This is a genomic window from Zhihengliuella sp. (genome assembly GCF_031178195.1).
Taxonomy (GTDB): Bacteria; Actinomycetota; Actinomycetes; order Actinomycetales; family Micrococcaceae; genus Zhihengliuella.
The window spans coordinates 26,985-42,080 of record NZ_JAPSJL010000009.1 but is presented as its reverse complement, the minus strand read 5'-3'; the positions used below and the strand labels follow the sequence as shown (position 1 = coordinate 42,080).

Here is a 15,096-nt window from a genome sequence, read left to right as displayed (position 1 = left end):
CTCCTCTAAAACCGATCCGGCCGCTCCGCGGCGCCGATTCCTTCCCGGTCGCCGCATGGCCTACGTCCCAACAGACTAGCCCAAGTTAATCATGTTGTTATCACTCGATGCACCTAGTCCGACGCGAAATCTCCGTAATTCACAGGGTCGGACGGCGGGCTTGACCCGCCCGCCGTCCGACCCCCTGCACCGCCCCGCCGCCGGAGGCCCGTGCTACTCCTGCTCCACCAGCACGGCGACGGTCCGCCCGGGAACGGTCACGGTTCCCGACGCGGCGTCCCACGCCGTCGTCTTGACGACGTCGTCGGACCCGTCCGCCTGGGCCGCCGTGAGGGCGTACTCCCGTCCGGCGAGCCCGGCCACGGTCTCGGCGACGGGATCCGGCGAGGCGTTGAAGACCACCAGCGCGCCGGCCAGGTCCGGCGCGACGTCGTCGCCGACGAGGTCGTCGATGTGCATCACCACGACGCCGTCGGTGGCGTCCGGCCCGCTGTTCGGGAACGTGACCTTCTGCTGGATCAGCTCGGCGGAGCCGAGGGTCAGCAGCGGCACCTCCGAGCGGACGCGCAGCAGGTCCAGCGCCATCGCCTCCGCCTGGGCCATCGCCTCGGCGTCGGGCTTGAGCGCCGGGTCCTCGAGCAGCGGCGCCATGAGGTCCCACTTGGCCTCGTTGTCCGCGGCGGGCGGCAAGCCGGAGCCGAACGTGCTCTCCTGGCCGGCCCAGTCGATCCGGTTGAACCAGTCGCCGGAGTCGTAGCTGTTCCGGTCCAGCGACTTGGAGCGCAGCAGCTCGGTGCCGGCGTGCCAGAAGGACACGGACTGGGAGAGCGTGGCGGTGGCCAGCGAGAGGGTGTTCATCCGCACGCGCTCCTCCATGGTGGTCTCCCGCGGGAGCTTCAGGACGGAGAGGTCGTAGAGCGTCTCGTTGTCGTGCGCGTCCACGTAGTTGACCACCTCGCCGGGCTCCGCGGCGTAGCCGGCCGGCGACCCGCGGTAGTCCAGCTCCTCGCCCCGCTTGACGGTGCCGTCGGAGGCCTGGAGCTCGAAGTCCCGCAGGTTCCCGGCCAGGCCGAGCCGGACCAGGTCCGCCTGGTGGGCGAGGTCGGCGAGCGCCTCCTCGGTGGTGCCGTTGATCGGGTCCCCGTTCGGGTCCGTGCCGAGGCCGGTGCCGAAGCCCTGCGTGAAGGTCGACGACGAGTCGACGGGGCTGCCGCCATGGACGGCGTCGCGCAGCCGGTCGTTGAACGTGCCGATACCGGTCCCGTCCAGCTGGCCCTGGGTGGCCTGGACGAACCGAGCGTTGTCCGCGACCTCGCCGAAGTTCCAGCCCTCCCCGTACAGGTAGACCGCGGACCCGTCGACGCCGTCGTCCTCGAGCGTGAGCTCGTCGAGGGCGGCGCGCACGGCCTCCAGGTTCGCCCGCGAGTGATGGCCCATGAGGTCGAACCGGAATCCGTCCACCTTGTAGTGCCGGGCCCAGAGGACCACGGCGTCCACCATGAGCTTCTGCGCGGCGGCGTGCTCGGTCGCGACGTTCTGGCAGCAGGTCGAGGTCTCCACCTGGCCGGCGGCGTCGAGCCGGTGGTAGTAGCCGGGCACCACGCGGTCCAGGACGCTGCGCTCGGCCTGCCCGGAGGCTGCGGTGTGGTTGTAGACCTGGTCCAGGACCACCTCGAGGCCCAGGCCGTGCAGCGCGCCCACCATGGTGCGGAACTCGGCGACGCGGGAGGCGCCGTCCGGCTGGCGGGCGTAGGAGCCCTCGGGGGCCATGAAGTGGAACGGGTCGTAGCCCCAGTTGAAGCCGTCCCCGGCGGCCACGGCCGCGATGCAGGCCTGCTGCTCGCTGGAGGCGGGCCCGAAGGTCTCGAGATCGCAGTCCGGCGCGGCCTGCGCGGCGCGGTCCTCCTCGATGGTGGCGATGTCGAAGCTCGGCAGCAGGTGCACGGTGGTGATGCCGGCGTCGGCGAGCTGGGCGAGCTGCTCGGTGCCCGCGCTGTCCGCGGCGAAGGCGCCGTAGGTGCCGCGCAGCTCCTCGTCGACGGTCTCGTCGCCGATGGAGAAGTCGCGGATGTGCAGTTCGTAGATGGCCCGGTCCACGTCCTGCTCCACCGGGTCCGCGGCGGCCTGGCGCCACTGCTTGGGCTGGTGGTGCGGGCTCTGCAGGCTGACGGCGACGGACCGCTGGGAGTTCAGGGTCAGGGCCACGGAGTACGGGTCGGTGACGAGGTTGGTCTCGATCCGCCCGGTCTCCGGCGCGTAGACGCGCACCTCCCACTGGTACTCGGCGTCCGCGAGCCGCGGGTGGCCGGGGACGGTCCAGGTGCCGCTGGCGGGGTCGAGCTCGGCCTCGTGGCGGGTCGGGTCGGCTCCGGAGTCGTCGCCCTCGCTGGTGCCGGCCGGCCACGTCAGGAGGGTGGCGGTCTGGGCGGTGGGCGCCCAGAGCCGGAACGTCGGCTTCTTGCCGGTGAACGTCGCGCCGAGTTCGACGTCGGCGAGCGCCTCCGCGTAGAGGTCGTCCACCACGCCGGGGATCTGGACCCCGGTGAATGCCGTCAGGGTCGGCTGCGCCACACTGTCATCCGCGGGGTCGTCATCGGCGTCGTCATCCGCGGCGTCGTCCGCCTGCTCCTCCGCAGCAGCGGCGTAACGCGCCAGGGCGAGCTGGCCGCGCAGGAGGGCTGCGGCGTCGTCCGTCTCGAGGCGGACGGCCAGGGACTCGGCGAGGTGCGGGAAGCGCTCGCGCTGCTCCCCGGTGAGGCCGCCCTCGACGGGCGTCAGCGGGATCGGCTCGGCCCCGGTGACGGTGCCGTCCTCCAGCTGGAGGGCGGCGTCCGCGGAGGCGAAGAGCGCGAACGTGTCACCGCTGCCCAGGTCCGCCGGGACGGCCAGGGTGGTCGCGTCGATCCAGTGGGCGCGTTCCTCGCCGACGCCGGCGATCTCATCGGCGGCGTCGTCCCCGGAGGAGATCTGCAGCATGTGGGTCTCCAGCGTGTAGGCGAACGTCACGGGCGTGCCCTCGGCGGCGGTGAAAGCGTGGTTGGCGCCGTCGCGCGCGCCGTCCACCCCGTAGTTCTCCGCCCAGGAGAGCCCATGGGCCACCTTGGCCTCGTAGGGGCCGGCGGGCAACCCCTGCGCGGTGAACTCGTAGACGCCGTCGCGGTCGCCGTCGGCCATGAGGGTGCCGAGGCAGTCCGGCGCCCAGTCGGCCGGGCAGCCGAGCTCGTCCTGCAGGCTGCCGGGCAGGGTGACGATCGGCCCCTCGGCGTCCGACTGCGCGATGTGCGTGCGCGGGTCGAAGTAGAAGGTGACCGGGCCGCCCTCGTGCGAGTAGGCGATGTTCGCCCCGTCGGGGGCGCCGTCGGCGCCGTAGTTGGTCTCCCAGGAGCCGTTGACGGCGACCTTGTACTCGTAATCGCCGGCGGGCAGCTCGAACGTGCCGGCATAGACGCCGCCGGGCTGCTCGGTCAGGGCGGCCGCCTCGCAGGCCGGGTCCCAGTCGCCGGCGCAGCCCATCTCCGAGTTGTGACTGCCGGGGACGGAGACCTGGTCGATCTCGGGGGCGGGCGCCTCCGGCTCGGTGCCGGTGACGCTGTTCCCGACGGAGGCGTAGGTGGAGGCGGCGTATCGCTCCCCCGCCGCGTTGACGGCGACGGCCCGGTACTCCAGGAGCGTGCCGGCGGCGAGCGCGCTGGTGTCGTGGAAGACGCGCGGGGTGGTGTCCTCGGCGGTGCCCAGCGGCGCCCACTCGGCGGAGCCGGCCACGCGCCAGGCGAAGCTGGTCTCGGCCCAGCCCTCGGCGGCGGATCCGGAGGCGTCGGCCGCGTCGGAGCCCGCTGAATCGGAGTCCCCTGCATCGGAGTTGACTGCGCCGTCCAGGTCGACGGCGACCGGGGTCATCCCGTCGACGCCGGCCCCGGCGGCGGGGACACCGATCTCGGGGGCGAGGGCGTGCGCGGTCACGGTGGCGTCGGCCTTGAGGACGACGGCGCCGAGGGCGGGGACGGTGACCGTCGCCTTCCCGGCGGCGTCGGAGGCGACAGTGGTGTCGGTGCCGTGGAGCGGCGCGTAGGAGGCGTCCGCGGTGAGGGTGGTCAGCTCGACGCTGCGCTCCTCGGTGCTGTTGTTGACGGCCACCAGGTACTCGGTCTTCTCGGTCCGGTCCACGCGGGCGAACGCGTAGACGCCGGGTCCGTCGGCGGCGTGCAGCTCGATCTGCGCGCCGGAGGACAGGGCCGGGTGCGCCTCGCGGAGGGCGGAGAGCTCGGCGATGTGCCGGTAGAGGGGCGCGTCGGCGTCGTACCGGTCCACGGACCCGGCGGTCTCGCCGGTGACCAGGGGCTGGTCGGCATACTCGGCCACCTCGGTGGCGAAGAGCGACTGGCGGGCGTCCTTGTCGCCGCCGGTGCCGGCGAAGCCCTGCTCGTCGCCGTAGTAGACCACCGGCTGGCCGCGGGTGAGGAACATCAGCTCGTGGGCCAGCTCGTCGCGCTGGAGGGTTTCCCCCTGGTTCTGGAGGAAGTGGCCGATCCGACCCATGTCATGGTTGCCGAGGAACGTCGGCAGCGCCGTCGCGGAGGTGGACGGCGTGGTGTAGTAGTCGTCGCCGGCGAAGAGCCGGGAGAGGACCTGCGCCGAGTTGCCGCCGGCGTACCCGGCCGCGCCGGACTGGAACGTGAAGTCCAGGACGGAGTTCATGTCGGATTCGCGCACGTACGGCGAGAGCTTGGCCGGGTCGGCGTCGTAGACCTCGCCGAACATGAAGAAGTCGTCCTTGCCCTGGGCCTTGGCGTAGTCGCGGACCTCGGTGCTGAAGGTCTCCCAGAACTCGAAGTTCACGTGCTTGGCGGTGTCGATGCGGAAGCCGTCGATGCCCAGGTCCACCCACTGCTGGTAGACGTCCACGAACCCGTTCACCACGGTGGGGTGCTCGGTCATGAGGTCGTCCAGGCCCACGAAGTCGCCGTAGGTGACGGACTCGCCCTCCCAGGTGGAGTCACCGCGGTTGTGGTAGAGCGTCGGGTCGTTGAGCCACTCGGGGACCTTGATCCCCTCCGCGGTCACCACGGGCTCGTAGGGGAACGACGTCGCCGCGTCCAGCGCGGGGAACGTGCCGGTCCCGGCGTAGTCGGCGGGGTCGAACACGTTGCCGTCGGCGTCCCGGTAGGGGCTGGTGGCCTTGTCGATGTAGGCGTGCTCTCCCCCGGCGTAGTCGATCACGTCGGCGGTGTGGTTGGTGATGATGTCGAAGTACACCTTGATGCCGCGGGCGTGGGCGTCGTCGATGAGGGCCTTGAGCTCCTCGTTGGTGCCCAGGTGCGGGTCGATCTGCGTGAAGTCGGTGACCCAGTAGCCGTGGTAGCCGGCGCTGGCGTCGGCACCCTCGCCCTGGACGGGCTTGTTCTTGAAGCTCGGGGTCAGCCAGATGGCGCTGGTGCCGAGGCCCTCGATGTAGTCCAGCTGCGAGTGCAGGCCGGCGAGATCGCCGCCGTGGAAGAAGCCCTTGTCCGCGGGGTCGAATCCGTGCTCCAGCCGGTCCCCGGCGATCCCGGCGGTGTCGTTGGCCGGGTCGCCGTTGGCGAAGCGGTCCGTCATGACGAAGTAGAACTGCTCGTCGCTGCCGGCCTGGCGGACGGGGTCGGCGACCAGCGCGGCGTCCTCCTCGGTGTAGCCGGCGGCGAGATCGAGGGGCTGGAGGCTGACGCGGTGCGTGGCGTCGTCGTACGTGAAGCGCAGCGTGGACTCGCCGGCGATGGTCAGCGGGATGTTCTCCTGCCCGCCGTCCAGGCCGTAGGCCTCGTCCCAGGCGTCGTTGAGGGCGGCCTTGTACTCGTACGTGCCGGCCGGGAGGGTGAACTCCGCCGCGAAGATGCCGGGCTGGTCGGTGGGGGCGAGCTCGGTCGCGTCGCAGGCGGGCTGCCAGTCCTCGGTGCAGCCGAGCTCGTCCTGGAGCGAGCCGACCAGGGCGACGGTGCGCTCCTCGGCCGCGGCGGGCAGGACCGCCGGGCCGGCGGCCAGGGTGGCGAGGACGACGGCGGGGGCCGCCGCGAGTGCGAGGGGCCGGCGCCAGCTCCACCGGCGAGGGGTGGAGGTACGGTCGCCGCCCGCGCCCTTCGAGTTCTGTCTGCTCGCACCCGGTCTGGTGGAGCTCTGCCCGCTCAAGCCCTGTCCGGTAGAGCTCTGTCCGTCTGGGCGCGCGCCGGTGCCCGGCCAAGAAATCCTCACGAAGGCTGCCTCGTCTTCTCTGCGTCAGCGCAGCGTGCCCGCTGCGGCGATGGATCCCGGCGGCGCGGACCGGCCCGGAGTCGCGAAAACTCGCGTGGTTCCGGCCAGCCCGCAGCGCACCGGGGTGGAGTGATACAGAGCACACTAGGCGGGCGCCGACGAGGAGTGCAAGCGTTTCCACTATTTACATGGCTTGCAGGAAAACGGGCACGTGGGGAGCAGAAAATGAAACGGCGAGACCCCCGGAGCGCATGCTCGCGGGGCCCTCTCCGTCGGACACTTCAGCCTTCCGCCTCTGCCGCCCAAGGGCGATCGCCCCGCCGCCCCGCCGCTCGATGGCGACGTCCCGAGGCGAGGGCGGGAGCCGGGCTACTGGCCGGCGGGCTCGCCGACGCGGACGAGCATCTTGCCGATGTTGCCGCCGCGCATCATGTCGAGGAACGCGTCGACGGTGTTCTCGATGCCGTCCACGACGGTCTCGTCGTAGGAGATCTTGCCCTCGGCGAACCAGCCGCTCATCTTCTCCTGGAACTCGGGGGCGACGTGGAAGTAGGAGGCCAGCGTGAATCCCTTGAGGGTGAGCCCGCGGGTGATCATGTTGGCCATGTTGTCCGGCCCGGCGGGCTTCTCGGTGGTGTTGTAGCCGGAGATCGCCCCGCAGAGGGCACCGCGGCCGCCGTCGTTGAACGCGGCCATGGCAGCCTCGAGGTGGTCGCCGCCGACGTTGTCGAAGAAGACATCGATGCCCTCGGGCGCAGCCTCGGCCAGCAGCTCGCGAACGTCGCCGTCCTTGTAGTTGAAGGCGGCGTCGTAGCCGTACTTGCCGGTGAGCAGCTCGACCTTCTCGGCGGAGCCGGCCGAGCCGATGACGCGCCCGGCGCCGAGGAGGCGGGCGATCTGGCCCACGGCGGTGCCCACGGCGCCCGCGGCGCCGGAGACGAAGACGGTCTCGCCCTGCTTGAGCTCGGCGATCCGGGTGAGGCCCACGCAGGCGGTCAGGCCGGTCATGCCGAGGATGTGCAGGTGCACGGAGTCGGGGACGCCGGGCAGCTCGGGCAGGACGCGGAAGGTGGAGGCGTCGGCCTGGACGGCGTCGGTCCAGCCGTGCTGGTGCAGGACGAGCGCGCCGACGGGCACCTCGTCGGTGGCGGACTCGACCACGCGGCCGACGGCGCCGCCGCCGATGGTGGTGCCGAGCTCGTAGGGGGCCACGTAGCTGCGGGCGTCGCTCATGCGGCCGCGCATGTACGGGTCCACGGAGACGAACTCGTTGCGGACCCGGACCTCGCCGGACTGCAGGTCGCCGTAGGAGACCTCCACGGTGCGGAAGTTCTCCGGCGTCGGCCACCCGGTGGGGCGGGAGACGAGCTGGATCTGCGTGGTGCTGAAATCAGACATGGGTGGTCGGGTTTCCTTTCTGCGGGTGGCTCCTGATGGGACCAATGTATACTGTAATGGTCTGTACAGAAAGGGAGGGTGAGCGATGCCACGGACCCAGGCCTTCGCCCGGGACGACGTCGTCCGAGCGGCCCGCGCGCTCTTCTGGCGTTCCGGGTATGACAACACGTCCATCCCGGAGCTGGAGCAGGCGACCGGGCTGAGCCGCTCGAGCATCTACAACACGTTCGGTTCCAAGCGCGGACTCTTCGACGCCGCGGTGCGCAGCTACTTCGACGAGATCCTGCGGCCGCGGCTCGCACCCCTGCAGGCGGAGGCTGTGGAACCCCACGCGGTCCTCGAGTACCTGGACGGGATGCGGCGGGCCTTCGAGCAGGCCGGCTCCCTGCCGGCCACCTGCGGCTGCTTGCTGATCAACGCCGCCGGTGCCCCGATCGGCCAGGACGCCGCGGTCGCCGGGCTCATCGCGGAGTACCGGAGCGAGCTGCGGGCCGCGATCGAGCGCGGCATTGAGGCCCATTCCCCCGGGCTTCCCGGAGAACGAACTAGCCAACTGGCCGACGTGGTCACCGGGCTCGTCATCGCCGCCTTCGCCCTGATCCGAGTCGCCCCAGCCGAGGCCGCGGCGAGTCTGGGCACCGCCCGCGACCTCATCGGTTCCGCCGGTGCGGCGTAGGGACATCCCCGTCGCGGATCGGACAGTGAAACTCAGCGCCGGCCCCGCGGCACCGCCTCCCGATGGTGGTCATTCGCCCGGTTAGAGTGACGGATATGAGCACCGATGGGGTTCCCACCACTGAGACGGCCGCCCCCACCGCAGGCCGGGCCGTCGGCGCGATCCTGCGCCGGCCCTTCCAGGCCGGCTTCTTCCTCACCCTCGGTGGCCTCGCCGCGCTCGCGCTGGGCGCGGCCCTGACCAGCCTCTCGACCGTCCTCGTCTACGTCGCGCTGGCACTCTTCATCGCCCTCGGCCTCGATCCGCTCGTCCGCCGCATTTCACGCGGGAAGCTCTCCCGCGCGTGGAGCATCGTCCTCGTGTGCCTCGGATTCGTCGTGGCGCTCGCCGGGGTGCTGCTGCTCATCATCCCCACCGTGGTGAACCAGGTGGCGCAGTTCGTGCGGTCCGCCCCCACGCTGATCGCGGACTTCCAGGAGTCGGATCTCTACCGGTGGCTCCAAGAGACGTTCGGTGACCGCGTCGGCTCGATGCTCGCCGACGCGCAGGCGTTCCTGACGGATCCCACCAATCTCGCTGCGATCGGCGGCGGCGTCCTGCAGATCGGCTCCACGCTCGCCACGGCGCTCTCCGGAATCGTGATCGTCCTCGTGCTGGGTCTCTACTTCCTGGCCTCCCTGCCGGCGATGAAGTCGTCACTGATCCGGCTGGCCCCGGCTCGCAATCGGACGATCGTCGGTGAGCTCACGGAGGAGATCACGGCCTCGGTCGGCAGCTACCTCGCCGGGATGGTGGTCCTGGCCCTCTTCAACGCGGTGTTCACCTTCGTGCTGCACCTCATCCTGGGGCTGCCGTTCCCCCAGCTGATGGCCGTGGTCGCCTTCTGCATCACGCTGATCCCACTGGTGGGTCCGGTCTTGTTCTGGGGCATCGGCACGCTCTTCGCCCTCTTCACCAGCCCGACGGACGCACTGGTCTTCGCGCTCGTGTATCTCGTCTACATGCAGCTCGAGGCCTACCTGCTCACGCCCCGGGTCATGAACCGCACCATCTCCGTTCCAGGCTCACTCGTGGTCATCGGAGCGCTGGTCGGCGGCACGCTGCTCGGGCTCCTGGGAGCTTTGGTAGCCATCCCAGTGACCGCGGCGATCCTGCTCATCATCAAGCGAATCGTCATCCCGCGCCTAGACCGAAATGTCTGACTGATTGGCATGCCACACTGATAAAATCATCAAAGAAATTCCCGAAAAAGAGGCGGACGATCAAGTAATGAACGGCCGAGCCCTTATTTGGACACAGTTACGCAACGTTGGCTTCTTGAGGCGTCGGCGAGAGAATACGACAGAGACAATATCTCCCATCTGGCAAATAGCGGTGTCGGTCGAGGCCCGGCCCTATGAAAATATCTTTCCTGCAAGAGGCCTTCCGCAGTGGAATTCACGATGCTATCGAGTGAGCACATCTAGGTTTACCAAACAAGACCCGCAGAATGCACCCACGCCCGAAGGGGTTGACTCGGGTCCCGCGGGTATCACCTCACGCTGTCCCACTCAGATGCTAAGCCCCCAGTCCGGCACCACCTCCACAAAGCTTTAGAGCCTTCTCGTTCATCATTAGTCAAATATCGAAAAGGCGCCTAAGGGCAAAGTATGGTTAGAAGCGATAAGCGCAGGACTCTCGACTGGCATACGCCAGCCGAGAGTCCTGCCATTACGCCAGTGTCGGCAACTTCATTCATTCATCAAGAGATATAGCCTTGAAGATTTCAAGTAGCATCGAATAGCTGACAAGCAACATATGACGTTCGTCACCGGGTCCTCGACTTTTGGCTTCCGCACGCTTTATTAACGCGCCGCTTTTCTATCAGCCCTAAAACCGGTTTTTGTCAGCGAACCAGTAAATAGATCTTCATTCAAAAGGTACAAAACCTGAGGGACATCGTCTTCCTCCAACGTAAGATTACCACTCTCATCTAAAAGACGATCAGGATCCAGTTCGTTGTCTTCCATGGCCCTGCGAAGTGTCTCTGCTGTAACTTCACCCAAGTGACCGCGGCGGACTATTGCTTCGAGCCGCGCCTTAAGGCGCGAGTCGCGGCTAACCTTCCCTCTTATCACGTCTCGACTCGAGTCCGCCAACGGGACATGATTCGTTAACTGGTCAATCCATTCCGGAATCTTCTTTGCCAAGGTTTCTTGATCTCTAAAGAAGGCAGCGAATACTGTTTGACTTAAGATATACAGATACGGTCCGTCCAAGACTAGGTCCACCCAGTCGTCAAATGCGAAAATTGGATCCTCAACACGCTGAAGAGAATCGCCTAACGTGCTGTATATGCGCCCCCTCTTTAGTCCTCTTCTTGGGTTACTGCGTCTAATGAAAGCTTTCCTCGCACCCGGCTTACCGATAACGATGGCGTAAAACGAAACGTCACCAGTTGGTAAATGCCTGGGGTTGATTGCCTCTAATCGTTCCGCCTCAGCCAAAACATTCAGAAAGGACTTCCCATGGTCATGATCACTGGTGAGTGTAGGCGCGTCGCCAACTTCATCCGCTCGCAAGACCAAATATGTCTCCGGGGTTAGGTCAGCATCCGGCGTCCACTCCGCGGCCTCACGCTGTCCCAAATCGTCGACCGTGCGCATGGCTACCGACATGAATGCTGCGCTCACATCTTCACCAAGCATTATCTGGCGAACCTTTGTGTTCTTGCCAACCGTCCAACCGACCGCCAAAGTGATTGGATCGGCCTCCGAAAACTGCAAGAGCGTCAGATCCTTTAATTCGTTATCCATATTCTCCCCAACTACGATTATTAATCTGATAAAACATAAGTGCGTCCGGCCAAATGATGGAGGTCCTCGTAGTCCCTGACGTAAGGCCTCCTGGTTGAGACTACAATTAGATTCCGACCATCCACCGACTCTACCTCATACATTCTATACTTTGAAACAAGCATACCCGGATTTATTAACGAAATATCGTTTTTCCATAATAGGACGGAGACCAACCCGACGAAAACTGCTAGGGCCGCCAAGGTCCAGAGGTCGTCTATCTGGACGAATAGAAACGGGAATATGAATGTAATCAAGTACGTCGGAATCTGGAGTGTCTCATCCTTAACTGACACAATTTCTGTTGGAATGGCTGCGTTCCCCTTTCTTGACCGAACGGTGAAGAAGCCGACGGGCATGAGAACGACTCCAACCAGTGTGATGATCCAACCCGGGAAGCCAAACTCTCCTGCCGCCCTGATGCCGGCGACGACAATTCCGGGAGACAATGACGATAAGAATAGGAGAAGCCTAGCCATCACAACCCAAACTGAACTGTGGCTGAACGCCCAAGTGCTCGCTCGGCTCGCTTCGAAGCATGTTTTTCGGAGACCCCTAAGTATGTCCGCTTCACAACACTGCCGTCGCATAGATGAGCATGCGGTAACAGTCCGAGCGTTCGTCCACACCGGATACTAGGAATTTTCAGGAGCTTCAGCTCCGTGCGCTCGTCCATAGATAGATGGTTCCATGGAGCACGGACAAGTTGAAGCATCTTGAGGCCGAGTCAGCCGTCAGCTTCGGTCGCGACGACGGCGGCGGCCACGGCAGCGACGTAAGCACCAGGCTCATCCCCGATTCCACCTCGACGGGGAGACAACGGGCCGGACCGGCGCGTCGTGCGACGCTCGAGCCTCGTGGCGAAACGATGAGGGACTCATCAGGGCGACATGCACCCGCTTCAACTCGCCATTCTCTTGCACAGTCTCAGAACATAGTCGACAGTCTCTGGAGCGGCACCGCCGGTGATACTTGACAGGTGTCTCGGGACATCGTTGACAACTGCGGCGTTGAGCCGGGCATGGGAAAGCAGAAGAACCTCGTCATCGTCCGCTCCGTGCTCGAGGAGGGCCTGAGCGTCACCGCGGCCGCCACAAAGTACGGCGCGAGCCATCAGTGGATCTACGCACTGTCGGTCGAATATGGCTCCAAAGAGGTGTAAACCAGCCCCAGAGCGCGGGCACCGCAGTCCCGGGGAACGTACACCGCTACATGTCCGAAGCACGCGGTCCGACGCTCCAGGGGCCGAACGGTAGAAACCTCAGTAGACGACCGACTCGACGGGCCGAAGCCTCACCGCAAGTTGCGGGCGAATCCGCACCCACGCACAAAAAAGGAGGTCCTCCGAACCCATAGGTTCGGAGGACCTCCTGTCAACGATGTGCTGAGACATCTGTCAACGATGTCCCGACACATCACACGGTCGGGCTGACAGGATTTGAACCTGCGACCCCTTGACCCCCAGTCAAGTGCGCTACCAAGCTGCGCCACAGCCCGAAGTTTTCGCAGACGTTCTCCCCGCCGGGGCGGGGTACCGTCTGCGAAAAGCTCCTTGAATACTGTACCCCATGTCGGCCGTCCGCCGTGCCACGGGGCTCCCCGTGCGACGTCGGGAATGTCACGAAACGCGACCCCACGCCGTCGTACAGAGCACTCCCGGCTAGCGGTTGCGGCCGCGCTTCTCGCGGACGCGCATGCTGATCTCGATCGGCGTGCCCTCGAACCCGAAGGTCTCGCGCAGGCGCCGCGTGATGAAGCGCCGGTAGCCCGGATCCAGGAAGCCCGTGGTGAACAGGACGAACCGCGGCGGGCGGGCCGACGGCTGCGTCGCGAACAGGATGCGCGGCTGCTTGCCGCCGCGCACCGGGTGCGGGTGCGCGGCCACGAGCTCGCCCAGGAACGCATTGAGCTTACTGGTGGGGATGCGGCGGTCCCAGGACTCCAGCGCGGTGTCCAGGGCGGGGACCAACTTGTCCTTGTGCCAGCCGGTGCGGGCGGAGATGTTCACGCGCGGCGCCCAGTCCACGTGCGCCAGGTCCTGGTCGATCTCCTTCTCCAGGTAGTACCGGCGTTCGTCGTCCAGCAGGTCCCACTTGTTGAAGGCGAGGACCAGCGCGCGACCGGAGTCGATCACCATCTGCAGGATGCGAACGTCCTGCTCGCTGAGGACCTCGTCCACGGCGAGGAGCACCACGGCCACCTCGGCCTTGTCCAGGGCCGCCTGCGTGCGCAGGGACGCGTAGTAGTCCGAGCCGTGCGCCATGTGCTGGCGGCGGCGGATGCCGGCGGTGTCCACGAAGCGCCACGTGCGGTCGCCGAGCTCCACGAGCTCGTCCACCGGGTCGCGGGTGGTGCCGGCGAAGTTGTCGACGACGACGCGCTCGGAGCCCGCGAGCTTGTTCAGCAGCGAGGACTTGCCGACGTTCGGGCGGCCCACCAGCGCGATGCGGCGCGGGCCGCCGCGCGGGATGAGCCCACCGTACGCGGAGTACTCCGGGAGCTTCTTCACCAGGTCGTCCAGCAGGTCCGCGGTGCCGCGGCCGTGCAGCGCCGAGACCGGGTACGGCTGGCCGAAGCCGAGCGACCACAGCGCGTGCGCCTCGGCCTCCTGCATGATGTCGTCCACCTTGTTGGCGACCAGGAAGACGGGCTTCTTGATCCGGCGGAGCATCTTCATCACGGACTCGTCCGTGGCCGTGGCGCCCACGGTCGCGTCGACCACGAAGATCACGGCGTCGGCCAGGTCGGCGGCGATCTCCGCCTGCTCGGCCACGCGGGCCTGCAGGCCCTTGGCATCGTGCTCCCAGCCGCCGGTGTCCACGAGCGTGAAGTCCTGCCCGCCCCACTCGGCCTGGTAGGAGACGCGGTCGCGGGTCACGCCCGGCACGTCCTCCACCACGGCCTCGCGGCGGCCGATGATGCGGTTGACCAGGGTCGACTTGCCCACGTTGGGGCGGCCGATGATCGCCACGACCGGCGGGAGCGAGTCCTCGCCCTCGTCGTCGTACTCGTCGTTCATGCTGGCGAGGAGCGCGGCGTCCTCGTCGTCGAGGTCGTAGTCGGCGAGGCCGGCGCGCAGCGAGGCGACGCGGGCCTCCGCGTCCTCCTCGGAGATGCCGGCGAAGCGCTCGGCGACGTGGTCTTCTCCCGAGGGCAGGTACTCGTCGCCGTCGCCCGTGGTGGGGGTGTCGGTCATGTCAGTGAAGTTCCTTCGCTTGCTGGGGAGAACGTTGTCAAGAATCGTTCCAGTCTATCGGGCCGGTTCAGGCGCGCGGGGCCCGTTCCACGAGCGTCAGGACGGCCTGAACCGTCTGCTCGAAGTCCAGGTCCGAGGAGTCCAGCGTGTGGACCCCGTCGGTGGCGGTGGTGAAGTTGGTGACCGTCGAGTCCTTGGCATCGCGCTCCACCACCTGGCGCTGCAGTGCCTCGGCGGTGGCCCCGCCGAGCTGCAGCCCGCGGCGGCGCATCCGCGCCTCCTCGCTGGCCGTGAGCAGGATCCGGCAGTGCGCGTCCGGCGCGACGACGGTGGTGATGTCCCGGCCCTCCGCCACGATCCGTCGCTGCTCGCCGATGATCGCGCGCTGGCGGCGCACCAGCTCGGCGCGCGCGTCCAGGTTGGTCGCGACGGCGGAGACCGCCTCGGAGACGAACGGCTCGCGGATGGTGGTGGTGACGTCGGTGCCGTGGATGGCGATCCGCTCCAGGCCCGGATCCGTGCTGATGGACAGGTCCGCCTCGCGGACGGCGCGGGCCACGGCGTCGGCGTCGGTCAGGTCCGTGCCGGCGTCGAGGCAGTGCCACGTCACCGCCCGGTACATGGCGCCGGTGTCCAGGTAGGCGGCGCCGAGGCGGCGGGCGGCCTCCTTGGCGACGGAGGACTTCCCGCTGCCGGAGGGCCCGTCGATCGCGACGACCAGCCGCTCCTGCGCGGAACTGTCCGAGGCGGAGCCGCCGGCGGCCTGGGTC

9 protein-coding genes and 1 tRNA gene are annotated in these 15,096 nt (G+C 67.4%); 3 read left to right on the top strand and 7 right to left on the bottom strand.

All coding sequences use genetic code 11. From position 1 onward, the window contains the following. Positions 1-213: 213 nt before the first annotated feature. Together pulA and RIN46_RS12265 are read right to left on the bottom strand one after the other, a co-directional pair. Positions 214-6,159: a pullulanase-type alpha-1,6-glucosidase gene (gene pulA / locus RIN46_RS12270; RefSeq protein WP_375141893.1), complete on the bottom strand. Its 5,946-nt coding sequence runs from the start codon at positions 6,157-6,159 to the stop codon at positions 214-216. A 432-nt stretch (positions 6,160-6,591) separates the two neighbouring features. Then, the gene (locus RIN46_RS12265; RefSeq protein WP_309082019.1) at positions 6,592-7,620 is read right to left on the bottom strand and encodes an NADP-dependent oxidoreductase; all 1,029 of its coding nucleotides are present in this window, start codon (positions 7,618-7,620) and stop codon (positions 6,592-6,594) included. Between the two features lie 85 nt (positions 7,621-7,705). On the opposite strand from RIN46_RS12265, the gene RIN46_RS12260 reads away from it, so the two are divergent. Both RIN46_RS12260 and RIN46_RS12255 read left to right on the top strand, forming a co-directional pair. Beyond that, complete coding sequence (locus RIN46_RS12260; RefSeq protein ID WP_309082018.1) at positions 7,706-8,296, top strand: TetR/AcrR family transcriptional regulator; 591 nt, start codon at positions 7,706-7,708, stop codon at positions 8,294-8,296. Between the two features lie 95 nt (positions 8,297-8,391). After that, the gene (locus RIN46_RS12255) at positions 8,392-9,498 is read left to right on the top strand and encodes an AI-2E family transporter (RefSeq protein WP_309082017.1); all 1,107 of its coding nucleotides are present in this window, start codon (positions 8,392-8,394) and stop codon (positions 9,496-9,498) included. Between the two features lie 642 nt (positions 9,499-10,140). Here the strand turns inward: RIN46_RS12255 and RIN46_RS12250 are convergent. Then, positions 10,141-11,091 carry a hypothetical protein gene (locus RIN46_RS12250; RefSeq protein ID WP_309082016.1) on the bottom strand — a complete coding sequence of 317 codons (951 nt, stop codon included), beginning with the start codon at positions 11,089-11,091 and terminating at the stop codon, positions 10,141-10,143. Positions 11,092-11,111: 20 nt separating this feature from the next. Next, positions 11,112-11,609 (bottom strand): hypothetical protein, encoded by a 498-nt coding sequence (locus RIN46_RS12245; protein ID WP_309082015.1) that lies wholly within the window; start codon positions 11,607-11,609, stop codon positions 11,112-11,114. Between the two features lie 542 nt (positions 11,610-12,151). Here RIN46_RS12245 and RIN46_RS12240 point away from each other — a divergent pair. Further along, a complete protein-coding gene (locus RIN46_RS12240) occupies positions 12,152-12,292 on the top strand; it encodes a hypothetical protein (RefSeq protein WP_309082014.1) in 141 nt (46 codons plus the stop codon). Between the two features lie 261 nt (positions 12,293-12,553). Here RIN46_RS12240 and RIN46_RS12235 read toward each other — a convergent pair. From RIN46_RS12235 to cmk, 3 genes are all read right to left on the bottom strand, one after another. After that, positions 12,554-12,627: transfer RNA gene (locus RIN46_RS12235), tRNA-Pro, on the bottom strand. A 163-nt stretch (positions 12,628-12,790) separates the two neighbouring features. Further along, entirely contained in the window at positions 12,791-14,326 is a 1,536-nt protein-coding gene (der, locus tag RIN46_RS12230; RefSeq protein ID WP_309082013.1) for a ribosome biogenesis GTPase Der, read from the bottom strand. A 67-nt stretch (positions 14,327-14,393) separates the two neighbouring features. Further along, the gene (gene cmk, locus RIN46_RS12225; RefSeq protein WP_309082123.1) at positions 14,394-15,047 is read right to left on the bottom strand and encodes a (d)CMP kinase; all 654 of its coding nucleotides are present in this window, start codon (positions 15,045-15,047) and stop codon (positions 14,394-14,396) included. Between the last annotated feature and the right edge of the window lie 49 nt (positions 15,048-15,096).

What these genes read in the sequence shown, in the direction of transcription:
- RIN46_RS12265 (WP_309082019.1), bottom strand. Translation starts at nt 7,620, where the DNA reads ATGTCTGATTTCAGCACCACGCAGATCCAGCTCGTCTCCCGCCCCACC.
- RIN46_RS12260 (WP_309082018.1), top strand. Translation starts at nt 7,706, where the DNA reads ATGCCACGGACCCAGGCCTTCGCCCGGGACGACGTCGTCCGAGCGGCC.
- RIN46_RS12255 (WP_309082017.1), top strand. Translation starts at nt 8,392, where the DNA reads ATGAGCACCGATGGGGTTCCCACCACTGAGACGGCCGCCCCCACCGCA.
- RIN46_RS12250 (WP_309082016.1), bottom strand. Translation starts at nt 11,091, where the DNA reads ATGGATAACGAATTAAAGGATCTGACGCTCTTGCAGTTTTCGGAGGCC.
- RIN46_RS12245 (WP_309082015.1), bottom strand. Translation starts at nt 11,609, where the DNA reads ATGGCTAGGCTTCTCCTATTCTTATCGTCATTGTCTCCCGGAATTGTC.
- RIN46_RS12240 (WP_309082014.1), top strand. Translation starts at nt 12,152, where the DNA reads ATGGGAAAGCAGAAGAACCTCGTCATCGTCCGCTCCGTGCTCGAGGAG.
- der (WP_309082013.1), bottom strand. Translation starts at nt 14,326, where the DNA reads ATGACCGACACCCCCACCACGGGCGACGGCGACGAGTACCTGCCCTCG.